The organism is Kitasatospora sp. NPDC089509 (assembly GCF_044749365.1).
In the GTDB taxonomy this organism is placed as follows: Bacteria; Actinomycetota; Actinomycetes; order Streptomycetales; family Streptomycetaceae; genus Kitasatospora.
The window spans coordinates 1-17,354 of the sequence record NZ_JBIVHS010000004.1 but is presented as its reverse complement, the minus strand read 5'-3'; the positions used below and the strand labels follow the sequence as shown (position 1 = coordinate 17,354).

Here is a 17,354-nt window from a genome sequence, read left to right as displayed (position 1 = left end):
GGCCGCCTGAAGAGATTCCGCGGGCTCCCCGTGGAGCCCGCGGTCAACGCCGTTCGTACACCAGGGCGGTGGCGATCGCGGCCAGCCCCTCGGCCCGGCCGGTCAGGCCCAGGCCGTCGGTGGTGGTGCCGGAGACCGAGACCGGCGCGCCGACCGCCTCGGACAGCGCGGCCTGCGCCTCGGCCCGCCGCTTGCCGATCTTCGGCCGCACCCCGATCACCTGGACCGCGACGTTGCCGATCTCGAAGCCCGCCGCCCGCACCAGCCGGGCCGCCTCGGCGAGCAGCGTCACCCCGGAGGCACCGGCCCACTCCGGGCGGTCGGTGCCGAAGTGGGCGCCCAGGTCGCCGATCCCGGCGGCCGAGAACAGCGCGTCGCAGGAGGCGTGCGCGGCGACGTCCGCGTCCGAGTGCCCGGCGAGCCCGAACTCGGAGTCCGGCCACTCCAGCCCGGCCACCCACAGCGGGCGGCCGGCCTCGAAGGCGTGCACATCGGTGCCGATCCCCACCCGGGGGATCAGGGGCTCAGTAGGCATCGGCGGCCCTCCGGCGGGCGAGTACGGCCTCGGCGAGCACGAGGTCCAACGGACGGGTGACCTTGAACGCCTCCTCGTGGCCGGGCACCACGACGACCGTGCCGCCGTAGCGCTCCACCAGCCCGGCGTCGTCGGTGACCGGCGGGGCGTCGGCGCCGCCGGCGGCCTCCTCGGCCAGCGCCTTGGCGTGCACCTCGACCAGGGCGGCCCGGTCGAAGCCCTGCGGGGTCTGCACCGCGCGCAGGGTGGCCCGCTCGGGCGTGTCGAGCACCGGCTCGGGGCCGCCCGGGTTCGGCTCGACCCGCTTCACGGTGTCGGCCAGCGGCACCGCGGGCACCACCGCGGGCGCACCGGACCGGACGGCGGCCGCGACGGCGTCCACCACCTCGACCGGGACCAGCGGCCGGGCCGCGTCGTGCACCAGGACGATCCCGACGTCCTCCGGGATCGCGGCCAGGCCGAGCCGGACCGATTCCTGGCGGGTCGCGCCGCCGGCCACCACCCGGATGTCCTTGTCGTCCAGCCCGTGACTGTCCAGCAGGGCGACCACCTCGGCCACCCCGTCGGCGGGCGCGGCGACCACGACCAGGCCGACCGCCCGGCTGCGGGCGAGGGCCCGTACCGCGTGCACCAGGAGCGGCACGCCGCCCAGTTCCCGCAGGGCCTTCGGGGCGCCGGGCCCCAGCCGCTCACCGCGTCCGGCGGCGGGCACCACTGCTGCTGCGACTGCTGCTGAGGCGTTCAGGTTTCACTCCTTCGGAGAAGTGGGTATGGCCTTGGCGTGCCCGGCGGGCGCGGGGCCCCTTCCGAAGAACCACTGGTCCACTGCCCGCCGCACGACTGCGCAGAAACGGTCTTGCAGGCCTGGACCGGCTCGGGTGGGGAGGCGTCGTCCGGACACGCCTCAGCGCCCGGAGTGCCACTGCACCACTCCCGGACGGTTCGTCCTGGGAGCGGCACGCCGGCACCGGGCGCTGTGGGGCGTTGGGCGGAAGCCCGACCGCACTACGAGGCGAGCACCTCGTCGAGCAGCGTCTCCGCCTTGTCCTCGTTGGTGTTCTCCGCCAGCGCGAGCTCGCTGACGAGGATCTGGCGCGCCTTCGCGAGCATCCGCTTCTCGCCGGCCGAGAGGCCGCGCTCGCGCTCGCGACGCCAGAGGTCGCGCACGACCTCGGCAACCTTGATCACGTCGCCCGAGGCGAGCTTCTCCAGGTTCGCCTTGTAGCGACGGGACCAGTTGGTCGGCTCTTCGGTGTACGGTGCGCGGAGCACCTCGAAGACCCGGTCCAGACCCTCCTGGCCGACTACATCGCGCACGCCGACGAACTCCGCGTTCTCGGCGGGCACGCGGAGCGTCAGGTCTCCCTGCTGCACCTTGAGCACCAGGTAGGTCTTGTCCACACCTTTGATCTGGCGAATTTCGATGGCCTCGATCAGCGCGGCCCCGTGATGGGGGTAGACCACCGTGTCGCCAACCTTGAACGTCATGTGACAGGACCCCTTCCGTGGCTTTCCAGAATAACACGCCTTGCGGCCCACTCGAAGGGCGTTTTCGCAGGTCAGGGCAGGTCTCGGGGCTTGACAAGGACCCCCATGACGTGCTGCGACCGATGTTCGAGAGGGGCTTCCCGCAGGTCGGAGGCGGTTCCGAGGTCCGGCGAAACCCTTGCGCAACACCCCCGCAACCATGATTGGATCTTGAGCTTTCACCCTGTTCCGAGTCGTGACCGAATCGTTATTCGATCTTGGTCGAAGCTTGTCCTCCCGCCCCACCCTCCCGTCGGTCGGCGCGCCGGATTCCGATGACCCGTCCATGTCACGGGTACCGCCGGACGGCCCCCGCGGGGCCCCTGGAGTGCGACACGGGGACCACCCCGTGAGGAGCGCATAAGTGAGGTCGATAATCTGAGACCTGACCTGTCGACACGTAACCAAGGAGTAGCCGCCGCCGTGAGCCGCAGCCTTCGACGCGGCAGCATCGCCGCAATCGCCGCCATCGCCATCGCCTCGCTGTCCTCCTGCGCCGCCAGCAACACGCCGGACACCTTGCAGGTCAAGCCCGACAACGCGGCGGCGACCCTGGGGACGGACCTTCGACTGAACAACATCGTGATCGTCACCGGGGCCGGCACCTCGGGTGACTACACCGGCCCGGCCAACGTGGTCGTCAACATCTCCAACACGGCCACCACGCCGGCCGAGCTGCAGTCGATCACCGTCGGCAACGGCGCGGCCGCCACCTTCGCCGACGCCGCGGGCGCCCCGCAGCCCAGCATCGTCATCCCGGCCGGCGGCTCGGTCGCGCTCGGCACACAGGGCGGCCCGTCCGCCACGCTCGGCTCCGCCGCCGTCCACGTCGGCGGGTTCTCCACCACGACCTTCACCTTCAAGGACGGCCAGAAGGTCGACACCCAGGCCGGCGTCAGCCCGGCCACGGGCCTGTACACGGGCTTCGGCCCGACCCCGGCGGCCGTGCCGGGCCACAGCGCCTCGCCGGCCGCGGGCGCCCCGGCCACGCCGTCCACCGGTGCCGGCACGACGGGCGCTCCGGCCACCCCGTCGACCGGTGCCACCACCCCGGGCGCCCCGGCCGCCCCGGGCGCCCCGGGCACCCTGGTCGCCGGCGGCAGCGCGACGGCCACCGCTCCGGCCGCGCACTGACGGAGCGCACCCCGCCTCCCGCGGGCCCCTGCCGGGCCCGCGGGAGGCTTCGTGCTGCCCGGGGCGCGGAACCGGGCGGGCAGGGCAGGACCGGACATGCGTGGAGGCCCCACCGGCAGTCGCCGGTGGGGCCTTCGGTCGTCTTCGCGGGCCCGCGGTTTACGGCTCGAACTTGTAGCCCAGGCCGCGGACGGTGACCAGGTAGCGCGGCGCGCCCGGGTCGGGCTCGATCTTGGCCCGCAGGCGCTTCACGTGGACGTCCAGGGTCTTGGTGTCGCCGACGTAGTCCGCGCCCCAGACCCGGTCGATCAGCTGCATGCGGGTGAGCACCCGGCCCGCGTTGCGCAGCAGCATCTCCAGCAGGTCGAACTCCTTGAGCGGCAGGTCGACCTTGGCGCCGTCCACCGTCACCACGTGCCGGTCCACGTCCATCCGGACCGGGCCCGCCTCCAGGGCGCCCGGGCCGCCGCCGTTGTCGCCCGCGCCGCCGTCCTCGCCGCGGCGGCGCAGCACCGCGCGGATCCGGGCGACCAGCTCACGGGTGGAGTACGGCTTGGTGACGTAGTCGTCCGCACCTATCTCCAGCCCGACGACCTTGTCGATCTCGCTGTCCTTGGCGGTCACCATGATCACCGGGACGTTGGAACGCACCCGGAGCTGGCGGCAGACCTCGGTGCCCGGCAGGCCCGGCAGCATCAGGTCGAGCAGGACGAGGTCGGCGCCGTTGCGTTCGAACTGCTCCAGGGCGTCGGGGCCGGTCGCGGCGACGGCCACCTCGAAGCCCTCCTTGCGGAGCATGTACGAGAGGGCGTCGCTGAACGACTCCTCGTCCTCGACCACCAGTACTCGGGTCACGATCAGGCCTCCGGGGCAAGCTGGGTTGTCTTTGTCAGGGGTTGTTCCCGCTCCCCCGTGGGGAGCGGACGGGCCGCACGGGCGGTGCGGTCCGCGGTGAGGGTTCGGTTGTCGCCGGGTCCGGCGGCGGGGCCGTCGTCGGCGAAGTCGTCGTCGAAACTGTCGTCGTCGAAGCCGTCGTCGTCCACACCGGCGGCGTCGACGCCGCCGGCCGGGCCGGCCTGCGCCTCGTCGTCCAGGTCGTCCAGGTCGTCGGGGTCGAGCCCGGCATCGGCGGTGGGGGCCTGTCCGGCGGGCAGCCGGACGGTGAAGGTCGACCCCTGGCCCTCGACGCTCCACACCGAGACGGTGCCGCCGTGCGAGGCGGCGACGTGCTTGACGATGGACAGGCCGAGGCCGGTCCCGCCGGTCTGCCGGGAGCGGGCCGGGTCGACCCGGTAGAAGCGTTCGAAGACCCGCTCGCGGTCCTTCTCGGAGATCCCGATGCCCTGGTCGGTGACCGAGATCTCGATCAGCTCGCCGTCCGCCTCACCGAGCGCGGCGGCGCTGGAGATCCGGCGGGTGGCGATGGCCACCCGGGTGCGCGGCGGGCTGTAGTTGACGGCGTTCTCCACCAGGTTGCCGAGCGCGGCGGCGAGCTGGCCGCGGTTGCCGTGCAGGTAGAGCCCGGCGATGCCGCCGGCCGCGATCAGGATCTGCTTGGCGGCGGCCTGCTGGCGGCAGCGGTCGATCGCCTCGGCGATCAGCTCGTCCACCGCGACCGGCTCCGGGTCGATCATCAGCCGGTCGTCCTGGACCCGGGAGAGGTCGATGATCTCCTGCACCAGGCTGGCCAGCCGGGCCGCCTCGACCTGCATCCGGCCGGCGAAGCGCTGCACCGCCTCCGGGTCGTCGGACGCGTCGACGACCGCCTCGGAGAGCAGCGACAGGGCGCCGACCGGGGTCTTCAGCTCGTGGCTGACGTTGGCCACGAAGTCCCGGCGGACGGCCTCCACCCGGCGGCGCTCGGTCTGGTCCTCGACCAGCACCAGCACCAGCCGGGAGCCCAGCGGGGCGACCCGGACGGAGACCGCGAGCGGCTCGGCCGCGCGGGCCGCGCCCGGCCGGGGCACCTCCAGCTCGACCTGGCGGATCTCGCCGTCCCGGCGGGTGGCGCGGGCCAGCGCCAGCATCGGGTCGACGGCGACCGCGCCGCCGCGCACCAGGCCCATGGCGTAGGCCGCGGAGCTGGCCTTGACCACCTCGTCGCCCTCGCCCAGCACGATCGCGCAGGAACGGAGCACCGAGAGCACGGTGTCGACCCCGGGGGGCAGCGGGGTCTCCGGGGAGCCGGTGCCCAGTGCCTGGTACCGGCCGTACTGCTTGCCGCTGGTGTACTTGCCCTTGGCCTGCTCGCGCTCGCTCCAGCGGAAGGCGATGGAGGCGGTGAGGCCCACGCCGAGCCCGGCTATGGCACAGGCAGCGGCAGCGGCCACATTCACGTCCATGTGGCCAGCGTAAGCGCACGGCCAGGCCGGGCCCCAAGGGCTGGATCAAGGGATCGACCACGCGTTGCCGAGAATTCACCTTCACGTAGCTGTCGATTCACCGTAGCGGCCGTGCAACGTCGCCCGACCGGCACAAAGTTGGCCATGCAGCCCGTGTGGGAGAGATCGGTGCGTCGAAGGGCGGCCAAGGTCTCGGGTGTGCGCGTACCATTCGCGCCACCAGCAGCGGTCACCCGAACGCCGGACCGATGGTCGGACGGGCTGACCGGTCGGCACCGCCACCGACACAGCTTCTGAGGAGAGAACATGCGCGACGCGTACCACGAGGAACTCGATGCGATCGGCGACAGCCTGGTCGAGATGGCCCGGCTGGTCGGCTCCGCCCTGGGCCGGGCCACCACCGCACTCCTCGACGCGGACCTGGCGCTGGCGGAGAGCGTGATCTCCGCCGACGAGAAGGTCAACGAGCTGCACCACGAGCTCGAGAACCGCGCCATCGACCTGCTCGCCCGGCAGCAGCCCGTCGCGACCGACCTGCGCATCGTGGTCACCTCGCTGCGGATGAGCGCCGACCTGGAGCGCTGCGGGGACCTCGCCCGGCACGTCGCCAAGGTCGCGCGGATGCGCTACCCCGAGTCGGCGGTCCCCGCCGACCTGCACTCCACCGTCCTGGAGATGGGCCAGCTCGCCCAGCGACTGGTGGCCAAGGCCGGCCTGGTGATCGCCACCAAGGACGTCGACAAGGCCCTGGAGATGGAGCAGGACGACGACCGGATCGACGCCCTGCACCGCGAGCTGCTGTCGCACCTGATCGACGAGCGCTGGCACCACGGCATCGAGACCGCCGTCGACATCACCCTGGTCGGCCGCTACTACGAGCGCTTCGCCGACCACGCGGTCTCGGTCGCCAAGCGCGTGGTGTACCTGGTGACGGGCGAGCACGTGGCCGAGTTCGTGGCCGCCACCGAGGCGGCGGAGGCCGCCGGGGCGGAATGACCTCCGCTCACCCCCAGGGGTGAGTAAACCTGCGGCGGGGGTGGTGCGGATGCACGGTTTTCCGGACGTCCCACCCCTGCGCGCCCGTTGACGCTTCCTCCGGACGGGGGCTTCACTCGACGGTGGGGGCACCGCAACGTGCCCGTCACTAGGAGGGAAGAGCTCGATGAAGGCCAACCCGACCCGACCGGTACTCGCCCAGCCCGCCGTCGAGCCACCCGCCCCGAAGCTGCTGCCCGTCCTCGCGGCCGGCTGCGGCTGCGGCCCGGGCTGCGGCTGCGGCTGCCAGTCCGGCGCGCCCTGCCAGTGCGGCGGCGTCGACGGCGGCTGCTGCGGCCACTGAGGCGGCCCGCCACGGAGACGTACGGACGATAGAGGTGCACGGCCGTCGGCGGCCGTGCACCTCTGTCGTGTCGGCGGTCGGGACCGCCGGACCCGTCGGGACCGTCAGAACTGGACGTCGGTGCAGGAGTAGAAGGCGTTCCCGGTGTCGGCGATCGTCCAGACCGCGACGACGACCTGGTGCCCGGTGCGCCCGCTCGGGACGGTCGCGGTGTGGCTGAGCGTGCTCGGCACCTGCTGGCCGCCGTACGGGACGGTCAGGAAGGGCGTCAGGTCGAGGCTGTCCCGGGTGATCGGCTGGGTGGCGTCGTAGCCCGGCTTGGTGAGGTAGTACTCGAAGTCGGTGGTCGCGTGCCTGGCGGTGAAGGTCCAGGTGAAGGTCAGCTGCTGGCCCGCCGTCACCGGCGTGGTCGGCCAGGCGCCGCCGTGCGGGTCGTCCAGTTCGGCGAAGCGGGAGTTGCCGCCCGCGCAGATGGTGCCGTCGGCGGGACCGGCGGACGGGAAGCCCTTCGGGCCCTCGACGCTCTGCGGCTCCCACTGGATGTCGCCGCAGTCCCAGGAGACGGCGTTCGCGCTCGCGTCGCAGAGCGCGGCCCGGCTGGGCGGCGTGGAGATGTAGCCGTGGGACTGGGCGGGGAAGGCCAGGGTGAGCGGGATCGCCAGCGCGGCGACGGCCGCCCCGACCAGATGACGTGTGCGCATGGTGCTCCTCCGTGGGGGTGGATGGAGAGTGCGCCGGGGCACAGACGCGCGCGTGGGGGATGCGGCGGCCGGGACACGGGGGGACCCTTGGCATGCCTGCGCCAGCCCGGTGCCCTCACGGTAGGAGTCGGCGCCACCGCCCGTCAATGGTCTGAACCATTTTGGGACGACCGCCGCCAGGGTTCAACTCGCCTGCGGTGCGGGCCGGTTGAACGAGAAGGCCCCGCCTCCGGCGAACCGGGAGCGGGGCCTCGTCGACAGGCGGGTTACTTCTTGCCCTGGTTCTTGACCGCCTCGATGGCGGCCGCGGCGGCGTCGGCGTCGAGGTAGCGGCCGCCCTTGGCGAGCGGCTTGAAGTCGGCGTCGAGCTCGTAGACCAGCGGGATGCCGGTCGGGATGTTCAGGCCGGCGATGTCCGCGTCGGAGATGCCGTCCAGGTGCTTGACCAGCGCGCGCAGGCTGTTGCCGTGGGCGGTGACCAGGACGGTCTTGCCGGCGGCCAGGTCCGGGACGATGGCGTCGTACCAGTACGGGAGCATCCGCTCGACGACGTCCTTGAGGCACTCGGTGCGCGGGCGCAGCTCGCTCGGGATCTCGGCGTAGCGGGCGTCACCGGCCTGCGAGTACTCGGCGTCGTCGGCCAGCACCGGCGGCGGGGTGTCGTAGGAGCGGCGCCACAGCTGGAACTGCTCCTCGCCGAACTCGGCCAGGGTCTGGGCCTTGTCCTTGCCCTGCAGCGCACCGTAGTGCCGCTCGTTCAGGCGCCAGCTGCGGTTGACCGGGATCCAGTGGCGCTCGGCCTTGTCCAGGGCGATCTGCGAGGTGCGGATGGCGCGGCGCAGCAGAGAGGTGTGCACCACGTCGGGGAACAGGCCCTCGGCGGCCAGGAGCTCGCCACCGCGGGCGGCCTCCTTCTCGCCCTTCTCGTTGAGGTCGACGTCGACCCAACCGGTGAACAGGTTCTTCTGGTTCCACTGGCTCTCGCCGTGGCGGAGCAGGATGAGTCGGTACGTCGTGTCAGCCATGGCCCCCAGCTTAGTGGAGGGCGGAAAACCCCTGGTGAGGTCCACCGGCACATGAGTAATGTGTGCTCCGCACTACTGACACTTACATGCGTCGGTCGGCGGGCCTGCCCCCGTCGTCCGGCGGACGCCTGCCCTCGGGAGCCCCCACATGCTCGTCGCCCTGGCCGCCAACCCCCGGATCCGAAGACTGGTGCACGAGACGGTGGGCGGGCTGCCGCGGCAGTTCTGGTGGCTCTGGGTGAGCACGCTGGTGAACAAGCTCGGCGCCTTCGTGATCACCTTCCTGGCACTCTACTTGACCACCACCCGGGGCTACTCGGCCTCCTACGCGGGCCTGGTGGCCTCGCTGTTCGGCCTCGGCGCGGCGATCGCGGCGCTCGGCGGAGGCGTGCTCGCCGACCGGATCGGGCGCCGGCCCACGCTGGTCGCCGCCCAGCTCGGCACCGCGCTGTCCACCGCGGTGCTCGGCTTCGTGGACGGCCAGGTGGCGATCGCCGCGGTGGCCTTCCTGGTCGGCCTGTTCAACAACGCCAGCCGGCCCGCCGTCTCGGCGATCATCGCCGACATCGTCCCGGCCGAGGACCGGGTCCGGGCGTACTCGCTGAACTTCTGGGCGATCAACATCGGCTTCGGGCTCTCCGCCGCGGTGGCCGGTCTGATCGCCACCCAGGGTTACCTCACGCTCTTCCTGCTGGACGCGCTCTCCACGCTGATCTGCGCCGTGGTGATCTTCGTCCGGATCCCGGAGACCCGGCCGGACCGCGGCTCCGAGCCCGCGCGGAACGCCGACGGGCCGGCCATCGGCCTCGGCACGGTGTTCCGGGACGGCCCGTTCATGACGGTGGTCGGGCTCAACCTGCTGCTCGCGCTGATCTACCAGCAGAGCAGCACCACGCTGCCGGTCCACATGGGCGCCGCGGGCATCACGTCCACCGAGTACGGGCTGGTCATCGGCCTGAACGGGATCCTGATCGTGGTGCTGCAGATCCCGCTCACCCGGTGGATGGAGGGCCGCTCCCGGACCGGGCTGCTGATCGCCAGCTGTCTGCTCACCGGCTGGGGCTTCGGACTGGCCGCGCTGGCCGGCTCCTCCGCCTGGCTGTTCGCGCTCTCGGTGGCGGTCTGGACCGTCGGCGAGGTGCTCAACGCGCCGACCATGATGGGGCTGGTCGCCGAGCTGTCGCCGGCCCGGGCGCGCGGGCGCTACCAGGGCGTCTACTCGCTCTCCTGGTCGCTCGCGCTGTTCCTCGGCCCGGGGATCGGCGGGGTGGTGCTGGAGCACGCCGGGCCCGGGGTGCTCTGGAGCGCGTGCGGGGTCATCGGGACGCTCGCGGCGCTCGGGCACGTGCTGCTGGGCCGCCGCGCCCGGGCGGCCGCGGCGGCGCGCACCGGGGCGGTGACGGCGGTGGAGACGGTGCCGGCGATGACGGACGCGGTGGAGCCGGTCGCAGCGGAGCCGGTCCGGCCGGACCGGGCCCCGGCGCAGGCCTGAGGCCGGTCGGCGGACTCAGTCGCCGGACGGGGCGGCCAGGTGGGAGAAGGCGGCCAGGTTGCGAGTGGACTCCCCGCGCTTGGTGCGCCACTCCCACTCGCGCCGGATCGCCGAGGCGAAGCCCAGCTCCAGCAGGGTGTTGAAGGGCTCGTCCGCGTTCTCCAGCACCGTGCCGAGCAGGTGGTCGACGGTGTCCGGGGTGAGCGCCTCCAGCGGGAGCCGGCCCGCCAGGTAGACGTCGCCGAGCGCGTCCATCGCGTACGCGACGCCGTGCAGACGGAGGTTGCGCTCCAGCAGCCAGCGGTAGAAGGCCTCGTGGTTCTCGTCCGGACGGCGGATCACGAAGGCGTTCACCGACAGGGTGTGGTCGCCGACCCGCAGTGCGCAGGTGGTGCTCAGCTTGCGGGTGCCCGGGAGGGTCGCCACCAGCGTGTACGGGTCGGTGGCGGCCGGCTCCCAGGCCACCCCGGCGTCGGCCAGGGCGGTGCGCAGGAGGGTCAGGGCCTCGTCCTTGGTGCGGGTTGCCATGGGGGTGACGTTACTCGGCGGTACCCGGCGGCCGCAGCCCGGACGGGCCCGACCGCTCGGACCCGGCCGCTCGGACCCGGTCCCTCGGACGCGCCTGAGCGGGCCCGCCCGCTCAGGCCCGGCGGCGGGCCACCGCCAGCCGCCCGGCCGGGCGGGCCAGGCTGCCGGCGTACACCTCGGCGGTGGTCGCCGCGGCGGTGTCCCAGCCGAAGGCGGCCGCATGCCGGGCCGCCGCCGCGCCGCGCCGGGCCACCAGCGCCCGGTCGGTGACGTACGGCTCCAGCGCCCGGGCCCAGGCCAGCGGGTCGTGGCCGTGCACCAGCGTGCCGGACCCGCCGTCCCGCACCGCGACCGGCAGGCCGCCGACCGCGGCCGCCACCACCGGGGTGCCGCAGGCCTGGGCCTCCAGCGCGACCAGCCCGAACGACTCGCTGTACGAGGGCATCACCAGGGCCGTCGCGGCCCGGTACCAGTCCGCCAGCTGGGCCTGGCCGACCGGCGGGTGGAAGCGCACCACGTCGCCGATGCCGAGCTGGGCGGCCAGCTTGTGCAGGCTCTCCGGCCGGGCCAGCCCGGTGCCGGACGGCCCGCCGACCACCGGCACCACCAGCCGCTCGCGCAGCCCCGGACGGCGCTCCAGCAGGGCGGCGACCGCCCGCAGCAGCACGTCCGGCGCCTTCAGCGGCTGGATCCGCCCGGCGAACAGCAGCACCGCGGCGTCCTGCGGCAGGCCAAGCCGGTCCCGGGCGGCGGCCGCCGCGCCCGGGCCGCCGGGGCGGAAGACGTCCAGGTTGACCCCGGGGTGGACGACGGCCAGCTGGTCCGGCCGGGCGGCGTAGTGCAGCGCCAGCTCGGCGGCCTCCTCGGTGGTGTTGGCGATCAGCCGGTCGGCCGCCTCGACCACCTGGGTCTCGCCGATCACCCGGGCCGCCGGTTCGGGCGTGTCGCCCACGGCCAGCGCGGCGTTCTTGACCTTCGCCATGGTGTGCATGGTGTGCACCAGCGGCACCCCCCAGCGCTGCGCGGCCAGCCAGCCGACCTGCCCGGAGAGCCAGTAGTGCGAGTGCACCAGGTCGTAGTGGCCGGGGCGGTGGCCCGCCTCCGTCCGCAGCACCCCGTGGGTGAAGGCGCACAGCTGGGCCGGCAGGTCCTCCTTGATCAGGCCCTCGTACGGCCCGGCGGTGACGTGCCGGACCAGTACGCCCGGGGCCAGCTCGACCGTCGGCGCGTCGTCCGAGCAGGTCGACCGGGTGAACACCTCGACCTCGATGTTGAGCTCGGCCAGCCGCTTGGCCAGCTCGACGATGTAGACGTTCATCCCGCCGGCGTCCCCGGTGCCGGGCTGGTGCAGCGGCGAGGTGTGCACGCTGAGCATGGCTATCCGACGCGGGCGGCGGCGGCCCGGGACGAGCGACTGCAGCCGGCCGCGCGCGGGCGCGGCGGCCTGGGCACGGCGTACCGAACGGACGGGGTGCTGGATCACCTGGCTGAAGCCTCCTCGTGTGCGGCCCGTCTCGGCGGTCCGCGTGAACGGGCCGCCGCATGTCCGGTGTGCGCTGCCCCGTCCGGGCACACATCACCACCAGTGTGCCAACCACATCGCGGGCACCGGGCATTCCCGCTCCCGCCGATCGGTCCGCCGGACCGGCATCGACGCAGGTCAGGGCGGAGGAGGACCCGCCCCGCCGACGCCGACTACCCTTCTGGGCATGGCTGCCTCCTTCGACCCCGCGACCGCCGCGCCCGCCCGCGGCCGGACCGGACGGCCGGTCGGGACGGTCACCCGGGGCACCACCAACACCAACCGGCTGCGCCGGATGGACCGCTGGATCGCCCACACCCTGGGCCGGACGCTGCGCGCCGCCGAGCGGCCTCCGGTGGCGGTCGACCTCGGCTACGGCGCGGCACCGTGGACGGCCGTGGAACTGGCCGGGCGACTGCGCACGGTGCGGCCGGACGTCCGGGTGGTCGGGATCGAGATCGAGCCGGAGCGGGTCGCGGCCGCGCTGCCGTACGCCGACCCCCCGCTGCTCACCTTCCGACGCGGCGGCTTCGAGGTGCCGCTGGACGGCGGCGCTCCGGCCCAGCTGATCCGGGCGGCCAACGTGCTGCGGCAGTACGACGAGTCGGCGGTGGCCGGGGTGTGGGAGCGGCTGTGCGCCCGGCTCGCGCCGGACGGACTGCTGGTCGAGGGCACCTGCGACGAGATCGGACGGCGGCACGTCTGGGTCGCGCTCGGGCCGGAGGGGCCCCGGACGGTCACCTTCGCGGCCCGGCTGGGCGGTCTGGGCCAGCCCTCCGACCTGGCCGAACGGCTGCCGAAGGCACTGATCCACCACAACGTGCCGGGGCGGCCGGTGCACGCCTTCCTGACCGACTTCGACCGGGCCTGGGCGGCGGCCGCGCCGTACGGGGCGTTCGGGGCGCGGCAGCGCTGGGTGGCGGCGTGCACGGCGCTGGCGGGCAGCTGGCCGCTGGTGGACGCCCGGGGGCGGTGGCGGCAGGGCGAGGTCACGCTGCCCTGGACGGCGCTGGCGCCGTAGCGGGGCCCCGCCACGGCGGTGGTGGGGCGGTCGCGGGGCGGTCGCGGGGCCGGGCCGGACCGGTCGGCGGCGCGGGGCGGACCGGTGGCCCGACGCATTCACTCGAACGAGTTATCGAATATCTCTGGCGTGTTGACGCCTCGTCACGCCACCATGGAGGCCGCCGAGCGGCGACACCACACGCCGCTCGGCCCTCGCCGTGCCCAGCCGTACGCCCTCAGCCGTCCTGCCCGAGCAGCTCCCTCCGGGCCTGCTCGAACACCCCGTACATCTCCGCCCCGAACAGCACGAACCGCACCTCCGCCAGCTCCGCGCCCGCCCCCGGGTCACCGCCGTCCAGCACCTCGGCGACGGTGCCCAGGGCGATCCGGGCCGCGTCCGCCGGCGGCCAGCCGAAGATCCCGGCCGACACCGCCGGGAAGGCCACCGTGCGCGCGCCCAACCCGGCCGCCGTACGCAGCGACTCGCGATAGCAGGAGGCCAGCAGCCCAGCCCGCTCCTCGTACTCCTCCGCCAGGTACACCGGCCCGACGGTGTGCACCACCCAGCGGGCCGGCAGCCGGCCCGCCGTGGTCGCCACCGCCCGCCCGGTGGGCAGCCCCTTGCCCCAGTGCGAGGCCCGCAGCCGACGGCACTCCGCCAGGATCTCCGGCCCGCCCCTGCGGTGGATCGCGCCGTCCACCCCACCACCGCCCAGCAGCGAGGAGTTGGCGGCGTTCACCACCGCGTCCACCTCCTGCGCCGTGATGTCACCCTCGACCAGAGTGATCCGCGTCACCGTCACCACGCCCCTTTCCCGGGCCCGTCCGGCCGCTGCCGGGCCGGGATCCGGGCCGTCATCCGAATCCGATCACCACACCGCCACCGGCGTGGCAATAACCACAACGGCGCCGGTCGGCCAGAGAAATCCCCGGAGATCACGTTATGGTCGCGAGAAGTTCCCCGACGCGCGGTGCCAGGCGGGCACTGCGGACGGACGCCGGCCGTTACGCAGTCGGGGAAAGGGAGGAACCACCGATGCCCGCAACGGGAGACGGGCGGGCACCTGGTGCCGCGGACCTGCCGGGCGCCCATGACGGTGCCCCCGTCAGCCATGCCCGTACGCGCCCGGCGACGACCGGTCCGGCCACGGCCACTCCCCCGATACCCCATCCCCGGTCGCAGCCGGTCCGCACCGGGCACGGCACCCGCCGCACCGCCCCCGCGCACGTCACCGGGACGGGGAACCGCCCGACGACCGCCGAGGCATCCGCGGACGGCGGCGCCGCACCGCTGCGACTGCTGGTCATCGAGGACGACGCCTCGGACGCCCAGCTGATCAAGGCGGCGGCCGCCGACAGCGGCACCTCGATCGAGATCCACTGGGCCCGCGGCCTCGACCAGGCCACCCACCTGCTCGCCCAGGCCTCCCCCGCCACCCGGCGCGGCCGCGCCCGCGGCACCGAGTTCGGCTGCGTGCTGCTCGACCTGGCCTCCCCGGCCGACCTGCCGCACCCCTCCGACGCCTCCGACGGCCTGGAGGGCCTGCACGAGCTGCTCCGCCGCGCCCCGCACATCCCCGTGGTGGTGCTCACCGACGCCGCCGGGGCCGAACTCGGCGCCGCCGCCGTCGCCGCGGGTGCCCAGGACTTCCTGATCAAGCACGAGACGGACGGCCCGCTGCTGGCCCGCGCACTGCGCTACGCGGTCGAGCGCAAGCGCGCCGACGAGTCCCAACGGCGCCTGGTCGAAGCCGAGTTGCGCGGCCAGGAGAACGCCCGCCTGCAGCGCCACCTGCTGCCCACCCCGCTGCTCGACGGCGCCGGACTCTCCTTCACCCGGCGCTACCGCCCCGGCCGTCGCCGCGCCCTGCTCGGCGGCGACTTCTACGACGCCGTGCGCACCGACGACGGCACCGTCCACGTCGTGATCGGCGACGTCTGCGGCCACGGCCCGGACGAGGCCGCGCTCGGCGTCGCACTCCGGATAGCGTGGCGCACCCTGGTCTTCGCCGGACTCACCGGCGAAACCCTCCTCAGCACCCTCCAGCACGTGCTGGAGCACGAGCGGCGCAGCGACGAGATCTTCGCGACCCTCTGCATGCTCGTCATCGAACCCGACGGCGGACTGAGCACCGGACTCGACGCGCTCGGCACCGGCGAGCGGGCCCGCCTCTACCTCGCCGGACACCCGGCACCGCTGCTGCTCGGCCGCGACCACACCCCGACCACCCTGCCCGCCGACCTCGCCGGGCCCGCGCTCGGCCTGCTGCCGTGCCACGACGGAGAGGCCGCCTGGCCCGCGCAGGAGCTCGAACTCCAGCCCGGCTGGCGGCTGTTGCTCTACACCGACGGGCTGATCGAGGGCCGGGTCGGGGCCGGGTCCCGCCGCCTCGGCCAGGACGGGCTGGCCGACCTGATCGCCGACCACCAGTCCGCCGGACTGACCCGGGGACGGCTGATCGACAGTGCGATCGCCGAGGTGGAGGAGCTGAACGGCGGGGCGCTGACGGACGACGTCGCGGTGCTGCTGCTGGAGCGGAATCCGGTGCAGTTGATCCTGGGCTGAGGCGGCTCGGGCGCAGGTGGACAGCCGACAGCCCGGGCGGGGTGGACCCCCCGCCCGGGCTGCGGTGTTGCTCTCGGGGCTCGGCCCTCCGGGCTCACCAGGGGCCGTAGGGGCCGGTGTTGCTCCGGCCGCCGCGGCCGCTGCCACCGGTGAGCGCCTTGATCGCGGGACGGACGTCCACCACGTAGACGATCGAGGCGACCAGGCCGGCCAGGGTGCCGATGCTGCCGAGGAAGTTCGCGCCGAACAGGAGGTCCCAGCCGAAGCTGATGCCGAGGACGGCCAGCCAGAAGCCCTTGGTCTTCTTGTCGGCCGCGCGGTAGGCGTCCTCCCGGCGGGTCGCCGCGTCGATCAGCGCGAAGAACTTGTAGCCCAGAATGGCGACGGCCATCCACCAGAACGGGTTCAGGTAGGAAAGGGCCAGGATCTGGAACACTCCGGTCATCGCGATCTCCTACGTCTCTCGGCTTGCTGCGCCCCGGCCGCCGCCCATCCTGGCACGGCGGCCGCCCGCACGGTGTGAACGTCCCACCGCCGGCGGATGTGCCCCCGGTGGCTACTCCGTGGCGCCGGGAGCGCTCTTCCGGGGCTTGGACTTCTTCGGCGCGGGGGGCTCGTCGAGCAGCTCGGCCTCGATGGGCTCGGCGGGCTCGGCGGCGTCGGAGGGTTCGACGGCCTGGGCGTCGGCCTGGGGGCGCGCCTTGTCGACCACGACCTTGCCGCGCTCGGCCAGCTCGTCGTAGGTCTCCTTGGCGCGGACGGCCAGTTCGACGGCGCGGGCCACCTGCTGGAGGGCGAAGCCCTGGGCCCGCTCCTGGAGGACCTTGAGGTCGGTCGGGAGCGCGGTGACCGCCTCGGTGACCTTGGCCGGGGCCCCGGCCAGCAGGCCCTGGGCCTCGTGCAGCTTGGCGGTGGCCATCTCCTGGGCGCCCTGACGGTCCGCCGCCAGCGCCTCGACCTTGCCCGGTACCTCGCGCAGCTTCTCGTACGCGAGGTCGCCGGCGCCGGCCAGGGCGTACAGCGGGGTCGGGTCGGTGAGGGTCTTCTTGATCTCGTCGGTGATCGGCATGGTTACCGGTCCTCCCGGTGGGTGTGCTGGATGGCCGCGCCGTCGGTCGTCGGAGTGGAGTCCGAGACGGCGTTCTCCTTGAGGAAGGCGTCGTAGACCGCGAGCAGCGCCTGCTTCTGCTGCTCGTTGATCAGCGGATCGGCCAGGATCGAGGCCCGCAGTTCCAGGCCCTCGCCCCGCCGTTCCTCCAGGATCCCGGCCTGGACGTACAGCGTCTCCGCCGAGATCCGCAGCGCCTTCGCGATCTGCTGGAGGATCTCCGCGGACGGCTTGCGCAACCCTCGCTCGATCTGGCTGAGGTAGGGGTTGGACACGCCGGCGGCCTCCGCCAGTTGGCGCAGCGAGTACTGCGCGTTGCGGCGCTGCTCGCGGATGTACTCGCCCAGGGAGGCGACGTTCAGTGAGGCCATGGGGACAGCTTGGGGGATGGTGCTTGCAATTGCAAGCAGGGTGCTAACGGATGCAAACGGGGGGGTCTGGTGGGGGGTGGGCTTTCGGGAGGGTGGGTGAGGCCGGGGGCGGGTGCGGGGGGGGGGGGTCGGGGGGGGGGGGGTTTTTGGGGTGACGCCCCG

19 protein-coding genes are annotated in these 17,354 nt (G+C 73.6%); 6 read left to right on the top strand and 13 right to left on the bottom strand.

From position 1 onward, the window contains the following. Positions 1 to 43: 43 nt before the first annotated feature. From ispF to ACIP4P_RS09715, 3 genes are all read right to left on the bottom strand, one after another. On the bottom strand, positions 44 to 535 hold the full coding sequence (gene ispF / locus ACIP4P_RS09725; protein ID WP_400916476.1) for a 2-C-methyl-D-erythritol 2,4-cyclodiphosphate synthase: 492 nt from the start codon (positions 533 to 535) through the stop codon (positions 44 to 46). Further along, a complete protein-coding gene (gene ispD / locus ACIP4P_RS09720; protein ID WP_350517628.1) occupies positions 525 to 1,280 on the bottom strand; it encodes a 2-C-methyl-D-erythritol 4-phosphate cytidylyltransferase in 756 nt (251 codons plus the stop codon). Before ispD ends, ispF begins: the two co-directional genes overlap by 11 nt. Positions 1,281 to 1,540: 260 nt before the next feature. Further along, positions 1,541 to 2,023 carry a CarD family transcriptional regulator gene (locus ACIP4P_RS09715; protein WP_030244332.1) on the bottom strand — a complete coding sequence of 161 codons (483 nt, stop codon included), beginning with the start codon at positions 2,021 to 2,023 and terminating at the stop codon, positions 1,541 to 1,543. Positions 2,024 to 2,485: 462 nt separating this feature from the next. Here ACIP4P_RS09715 and ACIP4P_RS09710 point away from each other — a divergent pair, with 462 nt between their 5' ends. Next, complete coding sequence (locus ACIP4P_RS09710; RefSeq protein ID WP_400916474.1) at positions 2,486 to 3,196, top strand: DUF461 domain-containing protein; 711 nt, start codon at positions 2,486 to 2,488, stop codon at positions 3,194 to 3,196. Positions 3,197 to 3,355: 159 nt separating this feature from the next. Here the strand turns inward: ACIP4P_RS09710 and ACIP4P_RS09705 are convergent, their stop codons facing one another. Both ACIP4P_RS09705 and ACIP4P_RS09700 read right to left on the bottom strand, forming a co-directional pair. Continuing rightward, on the bottom strand, positions 3,356 to 4,051 hold the full coding sequence (locus ACIP4P_RS09705; RefSeq protein ID WP_031069385.1) for a response regulator transcription factor: 696 nt from the start codon (positions 4,049 to 4,051) through the stop codon (positions 3,356 to 3,358). A gap of 2 nt (positions 4,052 to 4,053) precedes the next feature. Then, the gene (locus ACIP4P_RS09700; protein ID WP_400916472.1) at positions 4,054 to 5,538 is read right to left on the bottom strand and encodes a sensor histidine kinase; all 1,485 of its coding nucleotides are present in this window, start codon (positions 5,536 to 5,538) and stop codon (positions 4,054 to 4,056) included. A 306-nt stretch (positions 5,539 to 5,844) separates the two neighbouring features. Here ACIP4P_RS09700 and phoU point away from each other — a divergent pair, with 306 nt between their 5' ends. Then, positions 5,845 to 6,534 (top strand): phosphate signaling complex protein PhoU, encoded by a 690-nt coding sequence (phoU, locus tag ACIP4P_RS09695; protein WP_400916469.1) that lies wholly within the window; start codon positions 5,845 to 5,847, stop codon positions 6,532 to 6,534. A gap of 166 nt (positions 6,535 to 6,700) precedes the next feature. Continuing rightward, entirely contained in the window at positions 6,701 to 6,877 is a 177-nt protein-coding gene (locus tag ACIP4P_RS09690; protein ID WP_350517591.1) for a hypothetical protein, read from the top strand. A gap of 104 nt (positions 6,878 to 6,981) precedes the next feature. Here the strand turns inward: ACIP4P_RS09690 and ACIP4P_RS09685 are convergent, their stop codons facing one another. Continuing rightward, positions 6,982 to 7,578, bottom strand: a complete 597-nt coding sequence (locus ACIP4P_RS09685; protein WP_400916465.1) for a lytic polysaccharide monooxygenase — start codon at positions 7,576 to 7,578, stop codon at positions 6,982 to 6,984. Positions 7,579 to 7,844: 266 nt separating this feature from the next. Continuing rightward, a complete protein-coding gene (locus tag ACIP4P_RS09680; RefSeq protein ID WP_400916464.1) occupies positions 7,845 to 8,603 on the bottom strand; it encodes a phosphoglyceromutase in 759 nt (252 codons plus the stop codon). A gap of 148 nt (positions 8,604 to 8,751) precedes the next feature. Here ACIP4P_RS09680 and ACIP4P_RS09675 point away from each other — a divergent pair, with 148 nt between their 5' ends. After that, complete coding sequence (locus ACIP4P_RS09675; protein ID WP_400916461.1) at positions 8,752 to 10,095, top strand: MDR family MFS transporter; 1,344 nt, start codon at positions 8,752 to 8,754, stop codon at positions 10,093 to 10,095. Positions 10,096 to 10,110: 15 nt separating this feature from the next. Here ACIP4P_RS09675 and ACIP4P_RS09670 read toward each other — a convergent pair whose 3' ends face one another. Together ACIP4P_RS09670 and mshA are read right to left on the bottom strand one after the other, a co-directional pair. Beyond that, positions 10,111 to 10,623 carry a YbjN domain-containing protein gene (locus tag ACIP4P_RS09670; RefSeq protein WP_400916460.1) on the bottom strand — a complete coding sequence of 171 codons (513 nt, stop codon included), beginning with the start codon at positions 10,621 to 10,623 and terminating at the stop codon, positions 10,111 to 10,113. Positions 10,624 to 10,735: 112 nt separating this feature from the next. Next, positions 10,736 to 12,106: a D-inositol-3-phosphate glycosyltransferase gene (gene mshA, locus ACIP4P_RS09665; protein WP_400916457.1), complete on the bottom strand. Its 1,371-nt coding sequence runs from the start codon at positions 12,104 to 12,106 to the stop codon at positions 10,736 to 10,738. A gap of 226 nt (positions 12,107 to 12,332) precedes the next feature. Here mshA and ACIP4P_RS09660 point away from each other — a divergent pair, with 226 nt between their 5' ends. After that, positions 12,333 to 13,166 (top strand): class I SAM-dependent methyltransferase, encoded by an 834-nt coding sequence (locus ACIP4P_RS09660; RefSeq protein WP_350517586.1) that lies wholly within the window; start codon positions 12,333 to 12,335, stop codon positions 13,164 to 13,166. A gap of 217 nt (positions 13,167 to 13,383) precedes the next feature. Here the strand turns inward: ACIP4P_RS09660 and ACIP4P_RS09655 are convergent, their stop codons facing one another. Continuing rightward, entirely contained in the window at positions 13,384 to 13,944 is a 561-nt protein-coding gene (locus ACIP4P_RS09655; RefSeq protein ID WP_350517585.1) for an O-acetyl-ADP-ribose deacetylase, read from the bottom strand. A 239-nt stretch (positions 13,945 to 14,183) separates the two neighbouring features. Here ACIP4P_RS09655 and ACIP4P_RS09650 point away from each other — a divergent pair, with 239 nt between their 5' ends. Beyond that, on the top strand, positions 14,184 to 15,713 hold the full coding sequence (locus ACIP4P_RS09650) for a PP2C family protein-serine/threonine phosphatase (protein WP_400916452.1): 1,530 nt from the start codon (positions 14,184 to 14,186) through the stop codon (positions 15,711 to 15,713). A 94-nt stretch (positions 15,714 to 15,807) separates the two neighbouring features. Here ACIP4P_RS09650 and ACIP4P_RS09645 read toward each other — a convergent pair whose 3' ends face one another. The 3 genes from ACIP4P_RS09645 to ACIP4P_RS09635 all read right to left on the bottom strand — a co-directional run bounded on the left by ACIP4P_RS09645 (position 15,808) and on the right by ACIP4P_RS09635 (position 17,192). Beyond that, complete coding sequence (locus ACIP4P_RS09645; RefSeq protein WP_350517583.1) at positions 15,808 to 16,158, bottom strand: DUF2516 family protein; 351 nt, start codon at positions 16,156 to 16,158, stop codon at positions 15,808 to 15,810. A gap of 111 nt (positions 16,159 to 16,269) precedes the next feature. Next, positions 16,270 to 16,782 carry a hypothetical protein gene (locus ACIP4P_RS09640; protein ID WP_400916450.1) on the bottom strand — a complete coding sequence of 171 codons (513 nt, stop codon included), beginning with the start codon at positions 16,780 to 16,782 and terminating at the stop codon, positions 16,270 to 16,272. A 2-nt stretch (positions 16,783 to 16,784) separates the two neighbouring features. Beyond that, the gene (locus ACIP4P_RS09635; protein ID WP_400916448.1) at positions 16,785 to 17,192 is read right to left on the bottom strand and encodes a helix-turn-helix domain-containing protein; all 408 of its coding nucleotides are present in this window, start codon (positions 17,190 to 17,192) and stop codon (positions 16,785 to 16,787) included. Positions 17,193 to 17,354 lie beyond the last annotated feature (162 nt).

Coding starts and splice junctions, on each gene's coding strand:
- ACIP4P_RS09635 (WP_400916448.1), bottom strand. CDS start 17,192: ATGGCCTCACTGAACGTCGCCTCCCTGGGCGAGTACATCCGCGAGCAG.
- ACIP4P_RS09660 (WP_350517586.1), top strand. CDS start 12,333: ATGGCTGCCTCCTTCGACCCCGCGACCGCCGCGCCCGCCCGCGGCCGG.
- ACIP4P_RS09715 (WP_030244332.1), bottom strand. CDS start 2,023: ATGACGTTCAAGGTTGGCGACACGGTGGTCTACCCCCATCACGGGGCC.
- ACIP4P_RS09670 (WP_400916460.1), bottom strand. CDS start 10,623: ATGGCAACCCGCACCAAGGACGAGGCCCTGACCCTCCTGCGCACCGCC.
- ACIP4P_RS09690 (WP_350517591.1), top strand. CDS start 6,701: ATGAAGGCCAACCCGACCCGACCGGTACTCGCCCAGCCCGCCGTCGAG.
- ispF (WP_400916476.1), bottom strand. CDS start 535: ATGCCTACTGAGCCCCTGATCCCCCGGGTGGGGATCGGCACCGATGTG.
- ACIP4P_RS09700 (WP_400916472.1), bottom strand. CDS start 5,538: ATGGACGTGAATGTGGCCGCTGCCGCTGCCTGTGCCATAGCCGGGCTC.
- phoU (WP_400916469.1), top strand. CDS start 5,845: ATGCGCGACGCGTACCACGAGGAACTCGATGCGATCGGCGACAGCCTG.
- ACIP4P_RS09650 (WP_400916452.1), top strand. CDS start 14,184: ATGCCCGCAACGGGAGACGGGCGGGCACCTGGTGCCGCGGACCTGCCG.
- ACIP4P_RS09675 (WP_400916461.1), top strand. CDS start 8,752: ATGCTCGTCGCCCTGGCCGCCAACCCCCGGATCCGAAGACTGGTGCAC.
- ACIP4P_RS09680 (WP_400916464.1), bottom strand. CDS start 8,603: ATGGCTGACACGACGTACCGACTCATCCTGCTCCGCCACGGCGAGAGC.
- ACIP4P_RS09640 (WP_400916450.1), bottom strand. CDS start 16,782: ATGCCGATCACCGACGAGATCAAGAAGACCCTCACCGACCCGACCCCG.
- ACIP4P_RS09685 (WP_400916465.1), bottom strand. CDS start 7,578: ATGCGCACACGTCATCTGGTCGGGGCGGCCGTCGCCGCGCTGGCGATC.
- ACIP4P_RS09645 (WP_350517583.1), bottom strand. CDS start 16,158: ATGACCGGAGTGTTCCAGATCCTGGCCCTTTCCTACCTGAACCCGTTC.